Below are 20,261 nucleotides of genomic sequence, written 5' to 3'. Positions count from 1 at the left end.
ATGCGCTTAATAGCGCAGCTGCCGGACTTTTTAACATACGATATACAGATCTTCCTTCACTCGGCGTATTCCGAAACTCCTGTCTTCAACAGCTCTACGAGCTCTACATCCATGAAACGGTAATCGTCCGGTATCCCCAAACAGATCAGTCTCTTGCTATGAAGCATGTCCGGGAACTTCTCCTTGATGCGCCGGACATGCTTCTTCTCCATCGCGAAGATGAGATCCGCCCAGCCGATATGACCGGCCGTCAGCTTGATTCTCGCTGCATCCTCCGTACCTGCCGAGCGGACCTGCCACCCGTCTGTGTCTTCGAAAATCTTCTCCGCCGTCAAGCTCCGCCACTTGTTGCGGCTGCATACGAACAATACGTTTATTGCAATCCCTCTTTCGCTGGCTTTCTTCCATACATCACGACAAAATTGAAATACTTGTAGACGCAGTCCACGTCCGAGAACCCGGCTTGCGTCAGCCAAGACAGCTGTTCGTTTAATCCTGCCATGCGGTCGATCTTCGTCCGCTCGTAGGCCGCTTCAAGCTCCAGCTGCGAAAGTCCGCTGGCCTGAATCTTCCGCGTCCAGTCCTCTTTATACAACGCATCGATGAACGGCGTACGACCGAGCACCTGATCCGCATTGACGAAAACACCGCCCTGCTTCAGATTGGCATATGCATGATTGTATACGGCTGCTTTCTCGGGATCGGACAAATGATGGATGGACAGACCGGATATGACGATGTCGTACTCATTCTCGGCTTTGTAATCCGTATAGTCCTCACAGAGATACGTAACGCCGGACTGTTCCCCGAACCGCGCCTTCGCGATGGCCAGCATCTTGTCCGATAGGTCAATCAGCGTCAGCTTCGCCTTCGGGTATTGCTGAAGCAGCATCGAAGCGAACAGCCCCGTTCCCGCTCCCAGATCCAGTATACGGGGCTCTTCCGCATGCGACACTGCCAGTGAGACGGCCGTGCCGTAATAATCGTCAAAGCAAGGAATTAACTTACGGCGCTGCGTGTCGTAACTTGCTGCCGACGCGTCGAACGTCATGCGCACATGGTGCATATCTTCCATCTCGACCACCTCCAAGGTTGCCTCCATCATAATCCACCGCGCCTGCCGCGTGAAATACGAAGAACCTATATGCCCCATTGGTTTCGCCTATGCCGGCGCTTGCCCTGGACTTCTTGCCCTTATTCGACCCCGTAAGCCTCCAGCGCTTCCAGCGTCTGCAGCATGTGATCGATCAGCTCGGGCAGGTCTCCCATCTGCTCCTCGTTAATCTTGCGATTGAAGTGAAGCTCGATTTCGTTCTGGTAACCTCTGTTTGCTTCACCGTACGTGAAGCTGAGCGTTTGCGTCGGAGGCAGCTCCGGCTGCCAAATCGTCATCAGGTGATTCTCAATGTAAGCGCAGGTTTGCACTGCATCATCGACCGGCATGTAGAAACGCAGTCTGACCGCACAGCCCGGTTGAACGCCGGGTTGATCTAGAATTTCAGCGGCCAAATCTTTCAGCGATGCCTCCAAGCGCACTTCGGCTGTTATCCCGCTTCCGTTCATCAGCGTGAACTGAAGCGCAAACACCCGAGACATAACGGCCATTTCCATGCGATCTATGCGGTGCGTAATCATGATCCGGTTATCCAGATTGTCTAAGTCGTATACGTGGTTCTCAATCGCGACCTTCAAGTTGTCAAAAATCGTAGGATCGAACATCTGGACCTCCTTGTATATGGCGAGTTTTCCCTATAGCTAACACTTACTACGCCGCAAACGAAAAACCCTTCCACGCACGTGGAAGGGTATTAATTTTTCTTACCGTTACGGGATAAACTGCTGTACGATCCGAACCACCTTGCCGTCCTTGATCGTCAAATGGTATGGATACTGGCTCACGTCGATCAACCCGTTCTGATGATAGATCGCATTAAATTTCGCGAGCGAAATGGCTTGATTCCACTCCGTCGTCCCTTGCACCAAGCTGCCGGTATGGTCATAGATTTGCATCATGACGTCCGCTTGCGGGTCAACCTCGAACGTCTCCAGCTTCTCATCGTCGTTAACGATGTAATAGCCGTCCGGTGCGCCGTCTTCGCCTGCATCCGGTTCGTCTTTCAGAAATTCGGCGTCCGCCGCTTTGCCCTCGAACCACTGGATAGGGTCCGCCTGCAGCGTCATTCTGCCGCCTTGTTGGTTGATATTGTGAATGAATACGGTGATCATATCCGGTGTTTGGACAACTGGGGTGTAACCTTCATTATCGACTGCCGACGCCGTTGAAATACATGCCGTTAAGCCTAGAATCGAAAGTAGAATACCCATAGCGTGCCGTTTCATCAAACACCATCTCCTCGCCAGCGGTTGCAAGCAAATTTGTGCGAATGCCTTCGCCTCTAACTCTACTATACTCGATTTTAGAGACTTTGATAGCCCGCCGCGAGTCGTGTTTTGCTAAAGATTAGTTTAAGCTTTTGCCGCTTCGAAACGCATGCGTCGGCGTCCCCCCAACCCCTGGCCGATACATGAAAATCCCTCCCGCATGCGGCTGTTCCTGGAGCTCCGCAGGCGAGATTCCGATGCTTGCCGTCGTGATGTAGAGTGTGCCGAGATCCTCGCCGCCGAATACGCAAGAAGTCGCTTTCGCCGCAGGCACGTAGACAGCCTCCAGCTTCTTGCCCGTAGCCGGATTCCACCTGGACACCTGCCAGCCGCCCCAATGCGCGATCCAGAGCATGCCTTCGGCATCGATGGTCATGCCGTCCGGTGCCCCTTCCTCTTCGCGGAAATCAATGATAACCCGCGGATTCGCGATGTCCCCTGCAGCCGCGTCATAATCGAATGCTCTTACCGTACCCTTCATGGAATCGATATAGTACATTGTCGTCTCGTCCTCGTTCCACGCGATGCCGTTAGACACCCCGACCCCGTCGTATGCTTTGCGGCAGCTAAGATCATTGTCCAGGACGTATAAGGCGCCGGTCACGTTCGCTTCGACGTCCTGCATGGTGCCCGCCCAATAGCGCCCGGCAGAATCGCATTTGCCGTCATTGAACCGGTTACCCGGCTTATCGGATTCCGGATCGACGATGGCCGTCAGCGTGCTCGTACGGCAGTCAAAGCGCTCGAACCCGTCACGCGTCGCGAGATAGACGACCTCGTCGTCTTCGGCATCGCAGACGACTGCTCCGACGGTTTTCCCCATATTGAACTGTTCGTTGCTGCCAGTTGCCGTATCGAGGTGCCCGAAGGACAGGCCTTGAATATCCACCCAATACAGCCTGTTTTGCCGGGCATTCCAATGCGGCCCTTCAGCCAAAATCGCTTTCGAATCCAGCAGCAGCTCCGCCGCATGGGCAAATTGTTTCGCTTTCGTTTGTGTCATCGACCACTCACTCCTCAGCATGAAATTGGACTACTTAACAGACTCGCGCTTCTCCCAGCCCTGTTTGAATAGGGGCAGCCAGTTTCCTACCTGGTACGGATGCTTGTCGATCTCCGCTAGATTGAGCTCCACGCCAAGGCCCGGCCCTTCCGGCGGCAGCAGATAGCCGTTCTGCACCTTCAGCGCAGGCTGCAGCACCTGCTCCTCCCAAGGCTCGTTGAACTCATCGAAAATTTCATGCAAATAGAAGTTCGGCGTTGCCATATTGAGATGACTGCATACGACGGAGCAGACCGGTCCTTGCGCGCTGTGTGGTGCCGTCACGCCGTTATGGGCGTGCACCATGCCGCAAACCTGCTTCGAAGCGGCGATGCCGAGAAACTGCGGCTCGAGTTGGATAATGTGGACTGCATCATGCCGCAGCAGCTCCGCGAACTGCTCGCGTGAATAGTAGTCTTCGCCGCAGGCAACCGGCACCGGGCTGCGCCTTGCCACTTCCACCATAGAGGATATAAGATGCGGGGGCACAGGCGCTTCGAACCACGTCGGCTCGTATTTCGCCATGGCGTCCGCGAACTGCAGCGCCGTGGACACGCTGAACCGATTGTGGCCTTCGATCAGAATATCGACACCCGGCCCAACCGCTTCCCTGACGGCCGCGATATTCTCCAGCGCCGCCGCAAAATCCGGCCGGTTCACCATCCGCCACGCCGCACCGAACGGATCGAACTTCAGCGCCGTATAGCCCTTGGCGACAACGATCTTCGCCTTCTCGAAGAAGTTGTCCGGCGTGTTCGGCCCACGGTACCAGCCGTTGGCATAGGCGCGCAGCTTATCATGGCATTTGCCCCCGAGCAGCTTGTACAGCGGCTGGTTCGTTACCTTCCCCATAATGTCCCAGCAAGCGGTTTCAATGGCGGCCAGCGCAGACCCTTGAATTTGTCCGCCGTCGGAGTAGACGTCGCGGAACAGCCGCAGGCCGATCGTTTCCACGTCGAACGGATCACGCCCGATGACAAGATGCTTCAACTCATGAATAGCCGCCTCGACCGTCTTCGCAAATCCGTTCAGTGTTCCTTCACCAAGCCCCGTAACGCCCTCATCCGTATCCACGAGCACGAACAGCCAATTCTTCCATGGATTGCCCAAAATAAACGTGCGAATCTCCGTGATTTTCATCCCATCGTCTCCCCGCTGCGCAAGTTTACGTACAGCTTCAACGTAGCACAGCTGCTCCAGGTCGTACAAGATGTCTAACTTTTATACATGAGATGATTGGTTTGCGTTCACTTCGTAAGAAGGGAATGCAGCATTCATCTGAGATGATTGGTTTGCGTTCACTTCGTAAGAAGGGAATGCAGCATTCATCTGAGATGATTGGTTTGCGTAAGATGATTGGTTTGTGTAAGAAGATTGATTTGCGTTCTCGACGCGAGACGAGAATACAGCATTCATCTCCGCCGCCTAGAGCATAATCTTCTTCACGTATTCAATATGCGCTTCAATAAGTCGAACGGCCGCTGCCCTATCTTGGCCTGCAAGCGCTTGGCGGATTTGCCGGTGCTCGGCCAAGCTGCTGATCAGTCTTCGCTTGTTTTTGACAAATGTCATACGAACCACGAGCAGAAATTTATCTTGAATTCTCGACATAACCTCCATGTACTCCCCGTTATCCAGACCCGCGACAATCAGGGCATGAAACTCGCGGTCGAGTTCGACTAACGCGTAATATCATCCCGCTGCACAGCCTCGTCCTGCAAATCCAGATTTTCGTCCAGCTTTCGAAAGAACGCTTCATCCATCCGTCCCGTCAGCTTTCGGGCGGCATACGTTTCAAGCGACAGCCGCAGCTCATAAAATTCAAGGATTTTCTTCAGTGACAGCTCCTGCACGAATACACCCTGCTTCGGTGACAGCTTCACGAGCCCCATCATCTCCAAACGGTCCAAGGCAGACCGGATCGGCGTCTTGCTCATACCAAGAAGCTCGCTTAGAAACTTCTCGGATAAGAATGTTCCACCCGCCCAATCTCCATGGACGATATGCCCTTTGATCGTTTGAAAAGCCTTATCTCGTAGCGTAACGGCGCCCTTCTGCTTGTCCATACAGCACTCCCCTCTCATGCTATACTGCAAATATAGTTATTTTCGGAAAAGGAGGTTCGAACGCCCATGTCCAATATCTCTCTTCGCGATCAAGCCTATCATAGCATCTATGAACAAATGCTGTCCGGCGAACTGGTCCGAGGATCTGTCACCTCCGAGATCCAGCTCAGCGAGGAGCTGAAGATGAGCCGTACGCCCGTACGTGCTGCGCTTCAGCAGCTGGAGACGGAAGGCTTCGTACGAATCGTTCCGAAGCATGGCGTACTTGTTCTTGACACCTCCGCCCAGCGAGTCAGCGATGTATTGGAGGTAATCGCAGCCCTAGTACTGTTCGCGGTCATTCGTGTGCAGCTTCTAGATCCAGATGGGCTGAGTGGTCTGTCCCGCGAACTCCTCGGTGAGCTTGAGACACTTGCGTCCGATGCTGCATCAGAAAGCTGCACGCAGCAGCTGTGTAGGTTCGAGCTTAAGGCAATCGAACGGATTGTTGCGCTTAGCCATAACCAGGAGATGAAGGAAACGCTACGGCGCAGCGCAGCCCGGCTCTATTGGACCAACAATCACCGCCGCTGGGCTGCCCCATATCGCGGCGACATGCTGATCGCAATTAAACAGCTGCTTAGCCGCTTATGTGCACCGCTTGCAGAACTTCAAATCGTATTGCAGCAGTACGTGCATGTGCTCAAGCGAACATGGAATTGATTTGAATAGCTTTTCATATCTACGTTTTCTTTCGACAAAGTATACCGATAATTGCATTCTGAGGAGGTACCCCTGCAAATAATGTCGACTATCATCTGTTCAAAACGATCCTTGCAGGCCTCATCGAGCTTCTCCTGTTTACCATTTTTATCAGCCTGACCTTCCTTATTTCGCGGAGTCTCAAACAGTTGAGCAGCATGCCTCCTCTGACTGCAGGTCCTCTTGCGGATCAGCTCGCTCATACAGAAAACGTCCTCGCCTTAGGCGAGGACGTTTTCACATTCATGGGTTGTTGAAGCTTTGATTCTATGCAAATACAACCTCTCCGCTATCCAGCGAAGCAACGCGCGCAAGCGATTCCACGCGATAACCATGTTCCAGCAGCTTGCCCCGTCCAGATTGGAACGACTTCTCGATGACGATACCAATTCCAGCAACCTCAGCCCCCGCTTTTTGTACGATCCTAGCCATGCCAAGCGCGGCTTCGCCATTCGCAAGGAAATCATCAATAATAAGCACGCGGTCACCTGGAGACAAAAACTTCCGCGATACGGTAACCTCGCTCTCCTCCTGCTTCGTGTACGAATAGACCCGCTCAGTGTAGAGATCCTCCCGAAGCGTTAGCGATTTCCGCTTGCGCGCAAACACCATCGGCACCCGCATCAACCAGGCCGTCATGACCGCTGGGGCAATACCGGAAGATTCTACCGTCATGATTTTTGTCACGCGGCTTTCACGGAACAATCCGTCAAACGTCCGGCCTATCTCCATCATCAGCTCCGCATCGACCTGATGATTCAAGAACGTATCCACCTTCAGCACGCCGCCATCCAATACGATACCATCCTGTTTTATTTTCTGTTTCAGTAATTCCATTATTCCACGTCCTTTCTTCTGTATGCAGTGTAACAAAAAATCTCCACGTAGTATGCTTTGCTTGCCATTGTAACGCGAATGATAAGCACAAAAAAACTTCCTGCCTAAGCAAGAAGTTCAAGGATTTACGAATGGTCGGGACGACACGATTTGAACATGCGACCCCCTGGTCCCAAACCAGGTGCTCTACCAAGCTGAGCTACGTCCCGATATGAAAAGAAGTGAAAAAGAAATGGCGTGCCCTGAGAGATTCGAACTCCCGACCTTTTGATTCGTAGTCAAATGCTCTATCCAGCTGAGCTAAGGGCACATATGGAGCGGAAGACGGGAATCGAACCCGCGACCCTCGCCTTGGCAAGGCGATGCTCTACCGCTGAGCCACTTCCGCAAAATGTATGGTGCGCGTAGAGGGACTTGAACCCCCACGGTCGCCCGCCAGATCCTAAGTCTGGTGCGTCTGCCAATTCCGCCATACGCGCGCACAATGCATGTACCACTTTCCTTTGAAGAAAATGGTGAGCCATGTAGGACTCGAACCTACGACACCCTGATTAAAAGTCAGGTGCTCTACCAACTGAGCTAATGGCTCGTCTAAAGATGGTGCCGGCGAGAGGATTCGAACCCCCGACCTACTGATTACAAGTCAGTTGCTCTACCAACTGAGCTACACCGGCATGTTGATGATTCTGTTTCATCTGTGCTGCCATTTGTTAAAATGGCGGAGCCGACGGGATTCGAACCCGCGGTCTCCTGCGTGACAGGCAGGCATGTTGGGCCACTACACCACGGCTCCACATGATGAAAGAGAATTTGGTTGCGGGGGCAGGATTTGAACCTGCGGCCTTCGGGTTATGAGCCCGACGAGCTACCGAGCTGCTCCACCCCGCGTCATTAGAAATCATTTATGGTGGAGGCTGACGGGATCGAACCGCCGACCCTCTGCTTGTAAGGCAGATGCTCTCCCAGCTGAGCTAAGCCTCCATAAGGATGAAAATGGTGACCCGTAGGGGACTCGAACCCCTGTTACCTCCGTGAAAGGGAGGTGTCTTAACCACTTGACCAACGGGCCTTATGTAACAATCTGGCGGAGAGAGAGGGATTCGAACCCTCGCACCACTTACGCAGTCTAACCCCTTAGCAGAGGGTCCCCTTGAGCCACTTGGGTATCTCTCCAAATGAATGGCTCCCCGAACAGGACTCGAACCTGTGACAACTCGATTAACAGTCGAGTGCTCTACCAACTGAGCTATCAGGGAACGGTAATACATTCGGGCAACTTTCACCCTGAAAACTGGATACGAACCTTTGCGAAGGTCATTACTTAGCTGAGCGAAGATGTTAACGTTGGTTTCCGAAGTGAACCCCTTAACAGGGTTCAATAGGATAAGCCCTCGACCGATTAGTATTCGTCAGCTGCATGCATTGCTGCACTTCCACCTCGAACCTATCAACCTGGTCGTCTACCAGGGGTCTTACGAATTGGGAAATCTCATCTTGAGGGGGGCTTCACGCTTAGATGCTTTCAGCGCTTATCCCGTCCGCACTTGGCTACCCAGCGGTGCTCCTGGCGGAACAACTGGTACACCAGCGGTGCGTCCATCCCGGTCCTCTCGTACTAAGGACAGCTCCTCTCAAATTTCCTACGCCCACGACAGATAGGGACCGAACTGTCTCACGACGTTCTGAACCCAGCTCGCGTACCGCTTTAATGGGCGAACAGCCCAACCCTTGGGACCTACTTCAGCCCCAGGATGCGATGAGCCGACATCGAGGTGCCAAACCTCCCCGTCGATGTGGACTCTTGGGGAGATAAGCCTGTTATCCCCAGGGTAGCTTTTATCCGTTGAGCGATGGCCCTTCCATTCGGTACCACCGGATCACTAAGCCCGACTTTCGTCCCTGCTCGACTTGTAGGTCTCGCAGTCAAGCTCCCTTATGCCTTTGCACGCTGCGAATGATTTCCAACCATTCTGAGGGAACCTTTGGGCGCCTCCGTTACATTTTAGGAGGCGACCGCCCCAGTCAAACTGCCCACCTGACACGGTCCCTGTACCGGATTACGGTACCAGGTTAGAACTCCGATACGATCAGGGTGGTATCCCAACGTTGCCTCCACCGAAGCTGGCGCTCCGGCTTCTTAGGCTCCCACCTATCCTGTACAGATCGTACCAAAGTCCAATATCAAGCTGCAGTAAAGCTCCATGGGGTCTTTCCGTCTTGTCGCGGGTAACCTGCATCTTCACAGGTATTAAAATTTCACCGGATCTCTCGTTGAGACAGCGCCCAAGTCGTTACGCCATTCGTGCGGGTCAGAATTTACCTGACAAGGAATTTCGCTACCTTAGGACCGTTATAGTTACGGCCGCCGTTTACTGGGGCTTCGGTTCATAGCTTCGCCTTGCGGCTAACCACTCCCCTTAACCTTCCAGCACCGGGCAGGCGTCAGCCCGTATACTTCGCCTTACGGCTTCGCACAGACCTGTGTTTTTGCTAAACAGTCGCTTGGGCCTTTTCACTGCGGCCCCCTCGGGCTATTCACCCTACCGAGGCACCCCTTCTCCCGAAGTTACGGGGTCATTTTGCCGAGTTCCTTAACGAGAGTTCTTCCGAGCGCCTTAGCATACTCTGCTCGACTACCTGTGTCGGTTTGCGGTACGGGCACCTTCACCTGGCTAGAGGCTTTTCTTGGCAGCCTGAACTCATGACCTTCGCTACTGCAATTTTCGCTCCCCATCACAGCCCAGCCTTATCGATGTGCGGATTTGCCTACACATCAGCCTCACTGCTTGGACGGGCATCCATCAGCCCGCGTCACTATCCTTCTGCGTCACCCCATTGCTCGTAACGGCTTACGGTGGTACAGGAATATCAACCTGTTGTCCTTCGACTACGCCTTTCGGCCTCGCCTTAGGTCCCGACTTACCCTGAGCGGACGAGCCTTCCTCAGGAAACCTTAGTCTTACGGCGGACAAGATTCTCACTTGTCTTTTCGTTACTCATACCGGCATTCTCACTTGAATGCGCTCCACCAGTCCTTACGGTCTGACTTCAACGTACATTCAACGCTCCCCTACCCCTGCAACATAAGTTGCAAGCCATAGCTTCGGTGGTGTGTTTAGCCCCGTTACATTTTCGGCGCAGAGTCACTCGACCAGTGAGCTATTACGCACTCTTTAAATGGTGGCTGCTTCTAAGCCAACATCCTGGTTGTCTTTGCAACTCCACATCCTTTCCCACTTAACACACACTTGGGGACCTTAGCTGATGGTCTGGGCTGTTTCCCTCTTGACAATGGATCTTAGCACTCACTGTCTGACTCCCGGATATAAGTACATGGCATTCGGAGTTTGACTGGACTTGGTAACCCTTGGCGGGCCCCGCACCCAATCAGTGCTCTACCTCCACGACTCTAAATTCCGAGGCTAGCCCTAAAGCTATTTCGGGGAGAACCAGCTATCTCCGAGTTCGATTGGAATTTCTCCGCTACCCCCACCTCATCCCCGCATTTTTCAACATGCGTGGGTTCGGGCCTCCAGTGCGTGTTACCGCACCTTCACCCTGGACAGGGGTAGATCACACGGTTTCGGGTCTACGTCCACATACTCATTCGCCCTATTCAGACTCGCTTTCGCTGCGGCTCCGGCTCTTCACCTTAACCTTGCATGGGAACGTAACTCGCCGGTTCATTCTACAAAAGGCACGCCATCACCCATATAGAGGGCTCTGACTTCTTGTAAGCGCACGGTTTCAGGTTCTGTTTCACTCCGCTTCCGCGGTGCTTTTCACCTTTCCCTCACGGTACTGCTTCGCTATCGGTCGCTAGGGAGTATTTAGCCTTGGCAGATGGTCCTGCCGGATTCCCACGAGGTTTCACGTGTCTCGCGGTACTCAGGATCCGTCTCGGAGAGTATTGACTTTAGACTACAGGGCTTTTACCTCTTATAGCGGGCCTTTCCAGACCTCTTCGTCTAGCCAACACCTTTGTAACTCCATGTGAGACGTCCTACAACCCCAAGGAGCAAGCTCCTTGGTTTGGGCTAATCCGCGTTCGCTCGCCGCTACTGACGGAATCACTATTGTTTTCTCTTCCTCAGGGTACTTAGATGTTTCAGTTCCCCTGGTGTGCCTCTTATGCAGCTATGTATTCACTGCATAGTGACTGGATATTACTCCAGCCGGGTTTCCCCATTCGGACATCCCCGGATCAAAGCCTGCTTACGGCTCCCCGAGGCATTTCGTTGTTCGCCACGTCCTTCTTCGGCTCCTAGCGCCTAGGCATCCTCCGTGCGCTCTTAGTAGCTTAACCTTGATGATTGGCTTGCGTGTACAATCCTAAGATTGGACATGCAGCATTCATCTTGTGCTTCGGTTTATGGTGCCGATTGTGCTCATGTGGTGCCGCCGCTTCAGTCCCGTCAACTTCGATGAAGCCTCCCGTGGTGCTTCGCACCAAAGTCGTTCTCATTCGAATTTGCCGGCGCTTTCGCTCCGTACCAAAATCGCTGCAATGACAAAACCTTCGCTAACAATCTTCGTTAATCTCAGCTAAGAGATGTTTCGCAAATTTCGTATCCAGTTTTCAAGGTGCAAGGAATTTTTGCGGTCGATGTCCTTCCTGAAATGACTTCAGTAAAAGATACAACCTTCAAAAATTGTTTTCTGAACGATACGCTTCTTGAATGACTTCAAGAAAGTAACATCCATTAAACAATATTGGTGCTATTAGCACCCGCTTGGCAACGTCCTACTCTCCCAGGACCCTGCGGTCCAAGTACCATCGGCGCTGGAGGGCTTAACGGTCGTGTTCGGGATGGGTACGCGTGGTTCCCCTCCGCCATCGCCACCAAACGGATAAGATGTTTTACGGTCGAATGCGCTTCCTGAATTCCTTCAGTAAAAGCATCAACCTTATGGTTTTGTTGAAGATTTGCGCCTTCAAAACTGAACATGAGCGACCATGTCATTTGTGCATCTTGCGATGCTATCTGATCTTCATCGAGATCAGGTATTCTCTTAGAAAGGAGGTGATCCAGCCGCACCTTCCGATACGGCTACCTTGTTACGACTTCACCCCAATCATCTACCCCACCTTCGGCGGCTGGCTCCCTTGCGGGTTACCCCACCGACTTCGGGTGTTGTAAACTCTCGTGGTGTGACGGGCGGTGTGTACAAGACCCGGGAACGTATTCACCGCGGCATGCTGATCCGCGATTACTAGCAATTCCGACTTCATGCAGGCGAGTTGCAGCCTGCAATCCGAACTGAGACCGGCTTTGATAGGATTCGCTCCACCTCGCGGTTTCGCTTCCCGTTGTACCGGCCATTGTAGTACGTGTGTAGCCCAGCTCATAAGGGGCATGATGATTTGACGTCATCCCCACCTTCCTCCGGTTTGTCACCGGCAGTCACCTTAGAGTGCCCACCCGAAGTGCTGGCAACTAAGATCAAGGGTTGCGCTCGTTGCGGGACTTAACCCAACATCTCACGACACGAGCTGACGACAACCATGCACCACCTGTCTCCAATGCTCCGAAGAGGGGCACTATCTCTAATGCTTTCATTGGGATGTCAAGAGCTGGTAAGGTTCTTCGCGTTGCTTCGAATTAAACCACATACTCCACTGCTTGTGCGGGTCCCGTCAATTCCTTTGAGTTTCACTCTTGCGAGCGTACTCCCCAGGCGGAATGCTTAATGTGTTAACTTCGGCACCAAGGGTATCGAAACCCCTAACACCTAGCATTCATCGTTTACGGCGTGGACTACCAGGGTATCTAATCCTGTTTGCTCCCCACGCTTTCGCGCCTCAGCGTCAGTTACAGCCCAGAAAGTCGCCTTCGCCACTGGTGTTCCTCCACATCTCTACGCATTTCACCGCTACACGTGGAATTCCACTTTCCTCTTCTGTACTCAAGCCTTGCAGTTTTCGATGCGAATCAGAGTTGAGCTCTGAGATTAAACACCAAACTTACAAAGCCGCCTGCGCGCGCTTTACGCCCAATAATTCCGGACAACGCTTGCCCCTACGTATTACCGCGGCTGCTGGCACGTAGTTAGCCGGGGCTTTCTTCTCAGGTACCGTCATTCCAAGCGCAGTTACTCGCCTGGCTGTTCTTCCCTGGCAACAGAGCTTTACGATCCGAGAACCTTCATCACTCACGCGGCGTTGCTCCGTCAGACTTTCGTCCATTGCGGAAGATTCCCTACTGCTGCCTCCCGTAGGAGTCTGGGCCGTGTCTCAGTCCCAGTGTGGCCGATCACCCTCTCAGGTCGGCTACGCATCGTCGCCTTGGTGAGCCGTTACCCCACCAACTAGCTAATGCGCCGCAGGCCCATCTGCAAGTGACAGCTTGCGCCGCCTTCCCCAATTCCCTCATGCGAGGAAATTGTGTATCCGGTATTAGCATTCGTTTCCGAATGTTATCCCAGTCTTGCAGGCAGGTTGCCTACGTGTTACTCACCCGTCCGCCGCTAACCTTCCCCGAAGGAAAGATCCGCTCGACTTGCATGTATTAGGCACGCCGCCAGCGTTCGTCCTGAGCCAGGATCAAACTCTCCATAAAAGACGATTGGTTTGCGTGTGCAACCGTGAGGTTGAACATGCAGTATTCGTCTAGATGAATTTGCTTGTTAGCTCATTCAAAAACTAGCTTGTTTAAATCTGTATGACAGATCGCTCATTGTTCAGTTTTCAAGGAACAAGTTGTTGTTTATTCTAGCGTCCGGCTCATGACCGGAATTAGAATATATCATATTTCGAAACAACTTTGCAAGCTTTATTTTTCAAAACTTTCAAGTGTTTCGCGCCGTTCCGATTAGTTTGTCTCGGCCGGAATTAGAATATACCATACGCGATTTGATTTGTGCAAGCATTTTTTCGGAATTTGTCGAAAAACATATATTAAGCCTCGTCAAGCAGTTGTCAGCCAATCCAATCATCGTGACAGACTGATTATCTTGTTCTTCCCGGTCCTTTCCACTGCTCCGTCGTCCTAGCATAACCCGCCCAATGGAATAAGTTGAGCACTGTGAACGGTTAGGAGAGGCAGGAATTTGTAGAAGGTGAATAGTAGCTTACTTGTGTACTTACTTCCTAATTAAATAAAAAGCGCCGAGCTAAGCCCGGCGCCTTGTGTCTTGTAAGCTGCTATTAGTTAAGTTGGAACGTGTCGAAAAACTGTCCTTTGTTCGTCCCGCCTATGGTGATTGTCACATTAGCGGTTAAGGTTAGTTTGAAATGCGTCGCATCTACCTTAACGGCTTTGGCTGCGACATTCGCTGCTTGAAGCTGCCAATTCAGATCAGCAACCATATCGTCCATGTCGTTATAAGCCCACTCCAGCACGATCGATGCCGTATGGTTACCATCTCCAACCGTAAATGAACGATTCTTACTAGTATCATCATTGGTCCCATAGAATTGATTACTCGTGAAGAAAGCCGCGTAGCCGCCGTCAAGCGTAATATGTGCTTGCGGTCCTGTCGCAAACGTAAAGATGGAGAACGTATTTCCGAAACCGACGGCTCCCAGCGTACGCAGGCCTAGATCAATATGATGATCATTGCAGTACTGCTGGATAAAGCTGTCGACTGCCGATCCTACCGCCTGTCCGGTTGTGAGCCCATTCAGCGGAATATCCCAGTTCAAATCAACCGGAATCGTAACTATGCCGTCGCTAATCGTGAATTGAATCGGGTGTGATCCGAAATTCGTGTCGGTGATCGTGATGCTTTCCCCTCTTGCCTGTGTTGCGTACACCGTTTCAAAATCAAAATTCGTCACGGACAGACTCGTGATGAACAGCGATTGGTACAGCGCAGCGATTTTCGCAACTGCGTCGTCCAGTATGGTTTTATTGGTCACCAAACCTTGCTGTGCGATGGTGAGTGCAGCATAAGCTTGGCTTGCAGCCTGCACTGCCCCTTCATCGGCCAAAGTAATAACATTGGTTGCCGGAAGTGCATTGATTTGGTTGATTACTGTGTTTGCAGCTTGTTGATCCAGCAGCAGCTGGGCTTTGAGCGCGGCGATTTTGGTTTTCGCTGCCGTGAGCGTGCCCGCATTCGTGACCAGCTGTTTTTGAGCTGCTGTCAGCACGTTGTACGCGTCATCCGCTGCTGTTACTGCTGCCTCGTCTCCGAGCGTCAGTGCGTTCGTTGCCGGAAGCGCGCTGATTTGCGTAATCACAGGAGCTGCCGCTTTGAGGTCGACGATCTTTGCCTTCGCTGCCGTGAGCGTGCTCGTATTCGTAACAAGCAGTTTTTGTGCAGCCGTCAGCGCATTATACGCGTTATCCGCTGCTGCTACTGCGGCCTCGTCTCCAAGCGTCAGCGCATTCGCTGCCGGGAGTGCACCAATTTGCAAGGTCACGAGTGCTGCCGCTTTAAGATCAGCGATCTTTAACTTCGCTGCCGTCAGTGCGCTCGTATTTGTGACTAGCAGCTTCTGTGCCGCGGTCAAAGCGTTAAACGCGTTATCTGCTGCTGTTACTGCTGCTTCGTCTCCGAGCGTCAGTACATTCGCTGCAGGAAGTGCATCGATTTGAGAGGTCACGAGTGCTGCCGCTTTAAGATCAGCGATCTTTGCCTTCGCTGCCGTCAGTGTGCTCGTATTTGTGACCAGCAGCTTCTGCGCCGCGGTCAAAGCATTATACGCGTTATCTGCTGCTGTTACTGCTGCTTCGTCTCCGAGCGTTAGTACGATCACTGCAGGGAGTGCGCCGATTTGCGAGATTACGAGTGCTGCCGCTTTAAGGTCGGCGATCTTTGCCTTCGCTGCAGTGAGCGTGCTCGTATTCGTGACTAACAGCTGCTGAGAAGCCGTCAGCGCGTTATACGCGTTATCTGCTGCTGTTACTGCTGCTTCGTCTCCGAGCGTCAGTGCGTTCGCTGCAGGGAGTGCACCGATTTGAGCGATGACAAGAGCTGCCGCTTTAAGATCGGCAATCTGTGCCTTCGCTGCCGTGAGCGTGCTCGTATTCGTAACGAGCAGTTTTTGTGCAGCCGTCAGCGCGTTATATGCGTCATCTGCTGCTATTACTGCCGCCTCGTCTCCGAGCGTCAGTGCGTTCACTGCTGGGAGCGCGCCGATTTGAGAGATGACAGGAGCTGCTGCTTTAAGATCGGCGATCTTTGCCTTCGCTGTCGTGAGCGTGCTCGTATTCGTCACCAACAGCTTCTGAGCCGCGGTCAAAGCATTATATGCGTTATCCGCTGCTATTACCGCCCCCTCGTCTCCGAGCGTCAGTGCGTTCGCTGCTGGGAGCGCGCCGATTTGGGTAATCACGAGTGCTGCCGCTTTGAGATCGGCGATTTTTGCCTTCGCTGCCGTGAGCGTGCTCGCATTCGTGACCAGCAGCTTCTGCTCGGCCGTCAACGCGTTATACGCGTTATCCACTGCGGTTACTGCCGCCTCGTCTCCGAGCGTCAGAGCGTCCACTGCCGGAAGCGCACTGATTTGCAATACCACCGGAGCTGCCGATTTGAGATCGGCGATCATGGCCTTCGCAGCCGTGAGTTTGCTCGTATTCGTGACCAGCAGCTTCTGCTCAGCGGTCAGTGCGTTATACGCGCTATCCGCTGCTGTTACTGCTGCTTCGTCTCCGAGCGTAAGTACGTTCACTGCAGGGAGCGCGCCGATTTGCGTAATCACGAGTGCTGCCGCTTTGAGATCAGCGATCATTGCCTTCGCTTCTGCGAGCTTGCCCGTATTCGTGACAAGCAGCTTCTGCTCGGCCGTCAGCGCGTTATATGCGTTATCCGCCGCTGTTACTGCTGCTTCATCGTGAATCAGCGTTAGCTGAGCGGCTGCTGGAATCGCGTTGATTAAGGCGATGACGTCGCCGGCAGCTTGCTGATCCGCTTGCTGCTCGGCTTTGAGCGCGGCGATTTTTGCTTTGGCCCCTGTAAGTTTGACCGCATTCGTGACAAGCAGCTTCTGCGCCGCGGTCAGCGCGTTATACGCGTTATCCGCTGCCGTTACCGCTGCCTCGTCTCCTAGCGTGAGCGCATCGGCTGCCGGAAGCGCGCCGATTTGCGTAATCACGGGTGCTGCCGCTTTGAGGTCGGCGATCTTGGTTATGGCTGCCGTCAGCTTACTCTTATTGGTGACGAGTGCTTGCTGCGCTGCCGTTAAAGCACCGTAAGCATCACTTGCCGCCTTCACGGCTGCTTCATCGTGAACAACCGTAAGGTCAGCTGTCGCCGGGAGCGCGTCGATTAGTGCGATGACCGCGTTTGCAGCCTGCTGGTCGGCTAGCTGCTGGGCTTTCAGATCCGCGATTTTCGTCTTCGCTTCGTTCAGCTTGCCCGTATTGGTAACCAGCGCCTTCTGCGCCGCTGTTAGTGCGTCATAGGCACTGCTTGCCGCCGTTACAGCCGCTTCGTTCGCAAGCGTAATGTTTAACGCCGCGGGAAGCGCCGCTATTAGCGAGATAACGCTGTCCGCTGCACGCTGGTCGATTTGCCCCTGCGTCAGGCCTCCGCCGGAAGAAGGCGGGTTAATCGGATTGCCATGTTCATCGACCTTGTTAGTCGGCTGGGAAGAAAAGGTTGTGGACGTTCTCGCATCTAGGTTCATTTGAGCCGTTTCTACCGTTCCTCCGCCAAAAACGTCAACAGCAGCGTTCAGCACCAATTTTACAACCTTTGCATCATTGCCGAGATTAATATCATTATCTTTGGAATCTTCATTGACGGTGAAAATATGAACATCGCCGCGCGGGATGTCGATTCGTACACTCGTACTCGAGACGTCAATATCGTCGAACGAGCCCAGCAGCGTGACTACGGCGCCTTTGGGGAGCAGCTTGCTTAATTGCACGTCCGTAAATCCTTCGCCGGTCAATTGGGATTCTTCGATCGTCACTCTGGACTGCACGACGACGTTAGCGACCGTCGTAGAGCCTTCCGCTACGATCCGGACGGTGCCCGTCCCTTTATCGACGACGATTTTGAGTAATACGGAATCCACGAAATGGATACTGTGCTCGCCGCCGCCGCTTACCGTTGTCGTACCTTTCACAGTGACATGATCCAAGACTGCATCGCCTTCGCCGATCCCCGCCGCTAATGTAAGATTGCCTTCAATCACGATATTCCGCAGCGTAACTCCCGGACTGGTTATCGTTACATCGCCTTTAATCGTTTGGCTGCCCGTTGCCGGACCGAAGGTTCCCGGCTTATCAAACAGAGATGCCACCGGCTTCACCGTAATGGCGTGATTGAGAATAACGACCGCTTCGGCACGCGAAGCATTGCTGCCTGGTTTAAACGAGTTGTCTTCGTAGCCTTTCATGATGCCGCCTGCTCCGACAGCGCCAATGGCACCTTTACTCCACGCCGGAATAGCCGCCGCATCGCTAAAGAAGTCTGCTGCTTTCTCCGAAGGCGTTAAGCCCAGCAGCCGTTCGACGATAAGCGCGATTTCCTGGCGGGTAATCGGCGCCTTTGGATGGATGGTGCCGTCTTGAAGGCCGGTTAGGTAACCCGCCTTAACAGCTTTCTGAATTTCGGCGTAGCTCCAGTCGGTTGTCTTCAAATCTTTGAACGCGGCAGTGCCGGCTGCAGTGAAGCCGAATGCACGGTTAACGAGCGCAACGAATTCCGCGCGCGTCACGCTTCCGTTCGGCTTAAAGCTGCCATCGCCGTATCCGCCGATCCAACCCTTTGCGATCCATTCCTTCAAATCCTGCTCCGCCCAATGCCCGCTAATATCCGCCGCAGTCTTATCTGTTTCCGCTGCTGCATGTACCGCCCCAAGCGACGTGAGAGAAAGTGAGCCCGCCATTGCAAGGCTGACCATCTTCTTCGTCATTTTTGCTTTTCCCATGAGATGCCTCCAGTATGAAATTTTCCTCCACAACCTATGTAAAAAGACATTATATGTTATTTTCGGCATGGTTCGATAGATACCTCTCTACGAAATTGTGTCGATTATGCAAAATGAGGCGAAATAGGGGTAACCACGTTACGCGATTGCACCGTTCCCAAATAACTGCTATCGTGTGAAAGTCTATGGAATCGGAGAGGATGGAACGATGCGTAAAAATAGAATCGAAGAAATCGAAGCACTGCGGGGGCTCTCGTTCATGGCCGTGGTTATGCAGCATGCCGCCGCTCATTATTTTCCCATGCCGGAGGCTCGGCTCGGCGACGGCGTGATGCTCGGCATCATCCTGCTCGCCGCCAAATTCGCTGTTCCGATGTTCGTGTTCATGACGGGACTTGTCCTGTTCTATAATTATGACGGCGATATTCGCTATGGGACGTTTGTCGGCAAGCGATGCAAGGATATCCTGCTGCCCTACGTGCCATGGGCCGTGCTTTATGCCGTGGAATTCCAGCACTTGAATCTATGGGATGCTGCATCGCTGTCTAGGCTTGGGATGATGATTTTCACTGGAAAAGCATCCTATCATCTCTGGTATATCGTGATGATCTTCCAGTTCTATCTGCTCTTCCCGCTCCTGCAGCGAATGGTTAGAAAAGTAAGCATCCACTCCGCCCGAACGGCGGCAGCCATTGTGCTGGCATTGGGCGTGCTTTACCTTGTGCTGATGTACAAAGGCAGCGCGATCTATCATGCATCCTTCCGCATTCATGCGGCTTTCCTTCGCGGCTGCTTCACGACTTATTTGGACCGCAATGCAATCATGTATTTCTTTTACTTCGCCCTTGGTGCGTTTGCCGGATTGCATCTGGAGGTATGGAGAAACTGGCTGGATAAAAGCCGATATATCATCTGGGCGCTCTATGCCGCTGCCATTGGTGCGATGCTCGTGAAGGTCGTTGATCATTTCAAGCTTGTCCCGGCGGTGCGCATCCGCTTCGACGTGCTTGCGCTGCTGCGGCTCGATATGTCCGTGCTTCTTATCCTTTCGATTGCCGCTGTCTACATCTTCACGCTGCGGCTCGTGCGGCAGGGGCCGGCCTATCTAACTCGGCCGGTCAGCATCATTGGCGCCTATTCATACGCGGCCTATCTGGCTCATGCCTACGTGCTCCGATACACGGAACGGTTGACGGACGCGATGCTCCCGGGCGGATCGGTCACCTCGCGGTCTCTCCTCGCCTGCGCGCTTTGCGTCCTGCTGTCCGTTATTGCCGCATGGACGGTGCGAACGTTGGCTGCAGCCGTTCGGCAGTTCTACAGCGCCCGCAAACGGGAATCGTTCGAGCGCACAAACTCCGCCTAG

Annotated in this window: 12 protein-coding genes, 12 tRNA genes and 3 rRNA genes; 2 read left to right on the top strand and 25 right to left on the bottom strand. The window is 53.2% G+C overall.

What is annotated here, in order from left to right; genetic code table 11:
* Nucleotides 1–56: 56 nt before the first annotated feature.
* The 8 genes from KXU80_RS23150 to KXU80_RS23115 form a co-directional block, all read right to left on the bottom strand.
* A complete protein-coding gene (locus KXU80_RS23150; protein ID WP_219839191.1) occupies nucleotides 57–377 on the bottom strand; it encodes a low molecular weight protein tyrosine phosphatase family protein in 321 nt (106 codons plus the stop codon).
* A complete protein-coding gene (locus KXU80_RS23145; protein WP_258171119.1) occupies nucleotides 374–1,105 on the bottom strand; it encodes a class I SAM-dependent methyltransferase in 732 nt (243 codons plus the stop codon). The genes KXU80_RS23150 and KXU80_RS23145 overlap by 4 nt, the downstream gene beginning before the upstream one ends.
* 89 nt (nucleotides 1,106–1,194) lie before the next feature.
* Nucleotides 1,195–1,719 (bottom strand): hypothetical protein, encoded by a 525-nt coding sequence (locus tag KXU80_RS23140; protein WP_219835489.1) that lies wholly within the window; start codon nucleotides 1,717–1,719, stop codon nucleotides 1,195–1,197.
* Nucleotides 1,720–1,824: 105 nt separating this feature from the next.
* Nucleotides 1,825–2,340 (bottom strand): hypothetical protein, encoded by a 516-nt coding sequence (locus tag KXU80_RS23135; RefSeq protein WP_219835488.1) that lies wholly within the window; start codon nucleotides 2,338–2,340, stop codon nucleotides 1,825–1,827.
* 121 nt (nucleotides 2,341–2,461) lie between these two features.
* Nucleotides 2,462–3,385 carry an SMP-30/gluconolactonase/LRE family protein gene (locus KXU80_RS23130; protein WP_219835487.1) on the bottom strand — a complete coding sequence of 308 codons (924 nt, stop codon included), beginning with the start codon at nucleotides 3,383–3,385 and terminating at the stop codon, nucleotides 2,462–2,464.
* Between the two features lie 30 nt (nucleotides 3,386–3,415).
* The gene (locus tag KXU80_RS23125; RefSeq protein ID WP_219835486.1) at nucleotides 3,416–4,564 is read right to left on the bottom strand and encodes a mandelate racemase/muconate lactonizing enzyme family protein; all 1,149 of its coding nucleotides are present in this window, start codon (nucleotides 4,562–4,564) and stop codon (nucleotides 3,416–3,418) included.
* Nucleotides 4,565–4,849: 285 nt separating this feature from the next.
* Nucleotides 4,850–5,062 carry an FCD domain-containing protein gene (locus KXU80_RS23120; RefSeq protein WP_258171488.1) on the bottom strand — a complete coding sequence of 71 codons (213 nt, stop codon included), beginning with the start codon at nucleotides 5,060–5,062 and terminating at the stop codon, nucleotides 4,850–4,852.
* A gap of 41 nt (nucleotides 5,063–5,103) precedes the next feature.
* On the bottom strand, nucleotides 5,104–5,490 hold the full coding sequence (locus KXU80_RS23115; RefSeq protein ID WP_219835485.1) for a GntR family transcriptional regulator: 387 nt from the start codon (nucleotides 5,488–5,490) through the stop codon (nucleotides 5,104–5,106).
* A gap of 66 nt (nucleotides 5,491–5,556) precedes the next feature.
* Here KXU80_RS23115 and KXU80_RS23110 point away from each other — a divergent pair, with 66 nt between their 5' ends.
* On the top strand, nucleotides 5,557–6,192 hold the full coding sequence (locus KXU80_RS23110; protein WP_219835484.1) for a GntR family transcriptional regulator: 636 nt from the start codon (nucleotides 5,557–5,559) through the stop codon (nucleotides 6,190–6,192).
* A 306-nt stretch (nucleotides 6,193–6,498) separates the two neighbouring features.
* Here the strand turns inward: KXU80_RS23110 and KXU80_RS23105 are convergent, their stop codons facing one another.
* The 17 genes from KXU80_RS23105 to KXU80_RS23025 all read right to left on the bottom strand — a co-directional run bounded on the left by KXU80_RS23105 (nucleotide 6,499) and on the right by KXU80_RS23025 (nucleotide 18,895).
* Nucleotides 6,499–7,068: a xanthine phosphoribosyltransferase gene (locus tag KXU80_RS23105; protein WP_219835483.1), complete on the bottom strand. Its 570-nt coding sequence runs from the start codon at nucleotides 7,066–7,068 to the stop codon at nucleotides 6,499–6,501.
* Nucleotides 7,069–7,200: 132 nt separating this feature from the next.
* Nucleotides 7,201–7,277, bottom strand: a tRNA-Pro gene (locus KXU80_RS23100).
* 24 nt (nucleotides 7,278–7,301) lie between these two features.
* Nucleotides 7,302–7,378 (bottom strand) — tRNA-Arg (locus KXU80_RS23095).
* Nucleotides 7,379–7,381: 3 nt separating this feature from the next.
* A tRNA-Gly gene (locus KXU80_RS23090) sits at nucleotides 7,382–7,456 on the bottom strand.
* An 8-nt stretch (nucleotides 7,457–7,464) separates the two neighbouring features.
* Nucleotides 7,465–7,547 (bottom strand) — tRNA-Leu (locus KXU80_RS23085).
* A gap of 34 nt (nucleotides 7,548–7,581) precedes the next feature.
* Nucleotides 7,582–7,657: transfer RNA gene (locus KXU80_RS23080), tRNA-Lys, on the bottom strand.
* A gap of 9 nt (nucleotides 7,658–7,666) precedes the next feature.
* Nucleotides 7,667–7,742: transfer RNA gene (locus KXU80_RS23075), tRNA-Thr, on the bottom strand.
* Between the two features lie 42 nt (nucleotides 7,743–7,784).
* Nucleotides 7,785–7,861, bottom strand: a tRNA-Asp gene (locus KXU80_RS23070).
* A gap of 18 nt (nucleotides 7,862–7,879) precedes the next feature.
* Nucleotides 7,880–7,956, bottom strand: a tRNA-Met gene (locus tag KXU80_RS23065).
* A gap of 17 nt (nucleotides 7,957–7,973) precedes the next feature.
* Nucleotides 7,974–8,049 (bottom strand) — tRNA-Val (locus tag KXU80_RS23060).
* Nucleotides 8,050–8,062: 13 nt separating this feature from the next.
* Nucleotides 8,063–8,137: transfer RNA gene (locus tag KXU80_RS23055), tRNA-Glu, on the bottom strand.
* A 13-nt stretch (nucleotides 8,138–8,150) separates the two neighbouring features.
* Nucleotides 8,151–8,241 (bottom strand) — tRNA-Ser (locus KXU80_RS23050).
* Between the two features lie 7 nt (nucleotides 8,242–8,248).
* A tRNA-Asn gene (locus tag KXU80_RS23045) sits at nucleotides 8,249–8,324 on the bottom strand.
* A 123-nt stretch (nucleotides 8,325–8,447) separates the two neighbouring features.
* Nucleotides 8,448–11,374 (bottom strand): 23S ribosomal RNA (locus KXU80_RS23040).
* Between the two features lie 425 nt (nucleotides 11,375–11,799).
* Nucleotides 11,800–11,916, bottom strand: a 5S ribosomal RNA gene (rrf, locus tag KXU80_RS23035).
* A 169-nt stretch (nucleotides 11,917–12,085) separates the two neighbouring features.
* Nucleotides 12,086–13,628 (bottom strand): 16S ribosomal RNA (locus KXU80_RS23030).
* Together the 16S, 23S and 5S rRNA genes with 12 tRNA genes alongside form the textbook arrangement of a ribosomal RNA operon.
* A 587-nt stretch (nucleotides 13,629–14,215) precedes the next feature.
* Nucleotides 14,216–18,895, bottom strand: coding sequence for an S-layer homology domain-containing protein (locus KXU80_RS23025; protein WP_219835482.1), 4,680 nt, complete (start codon nucleotides 18,893–18,895; stop codon nucleotides 14,216–14,218).
* Nucleotides 18,896–19,103: 208 nt separating this feature from the next.
* Here KXU80_RS23025 and KXU80_RS23020 point away from each other — a divergent pair, with 208 nt between their 5' ends.
* Nucleotides 19,104–20,261 (top strand): acyltransferase, encoded by a 1,158-nt coding sequence (locus KXU80_RS23020; RefSeq protein WP_219835481.1) that lies wholly within the window; start codon nucleotides 19,104–19,106, stop codon nucleotides 20,259–20,261.

The organism is Paenibacillus sp. R14(2021) (genome assembly GCF_019431355.1).
GTDB lineage: Bacteria > Bacillota > Bacilli > Paenibacillales > Paenibacillaceae > Paenibacillus_Z.
The sequence above is the reverse complement of the archived record's forward strand: the minus strand, read 5'-3'. Positions and strand labels throughout refer to the sequence as shown.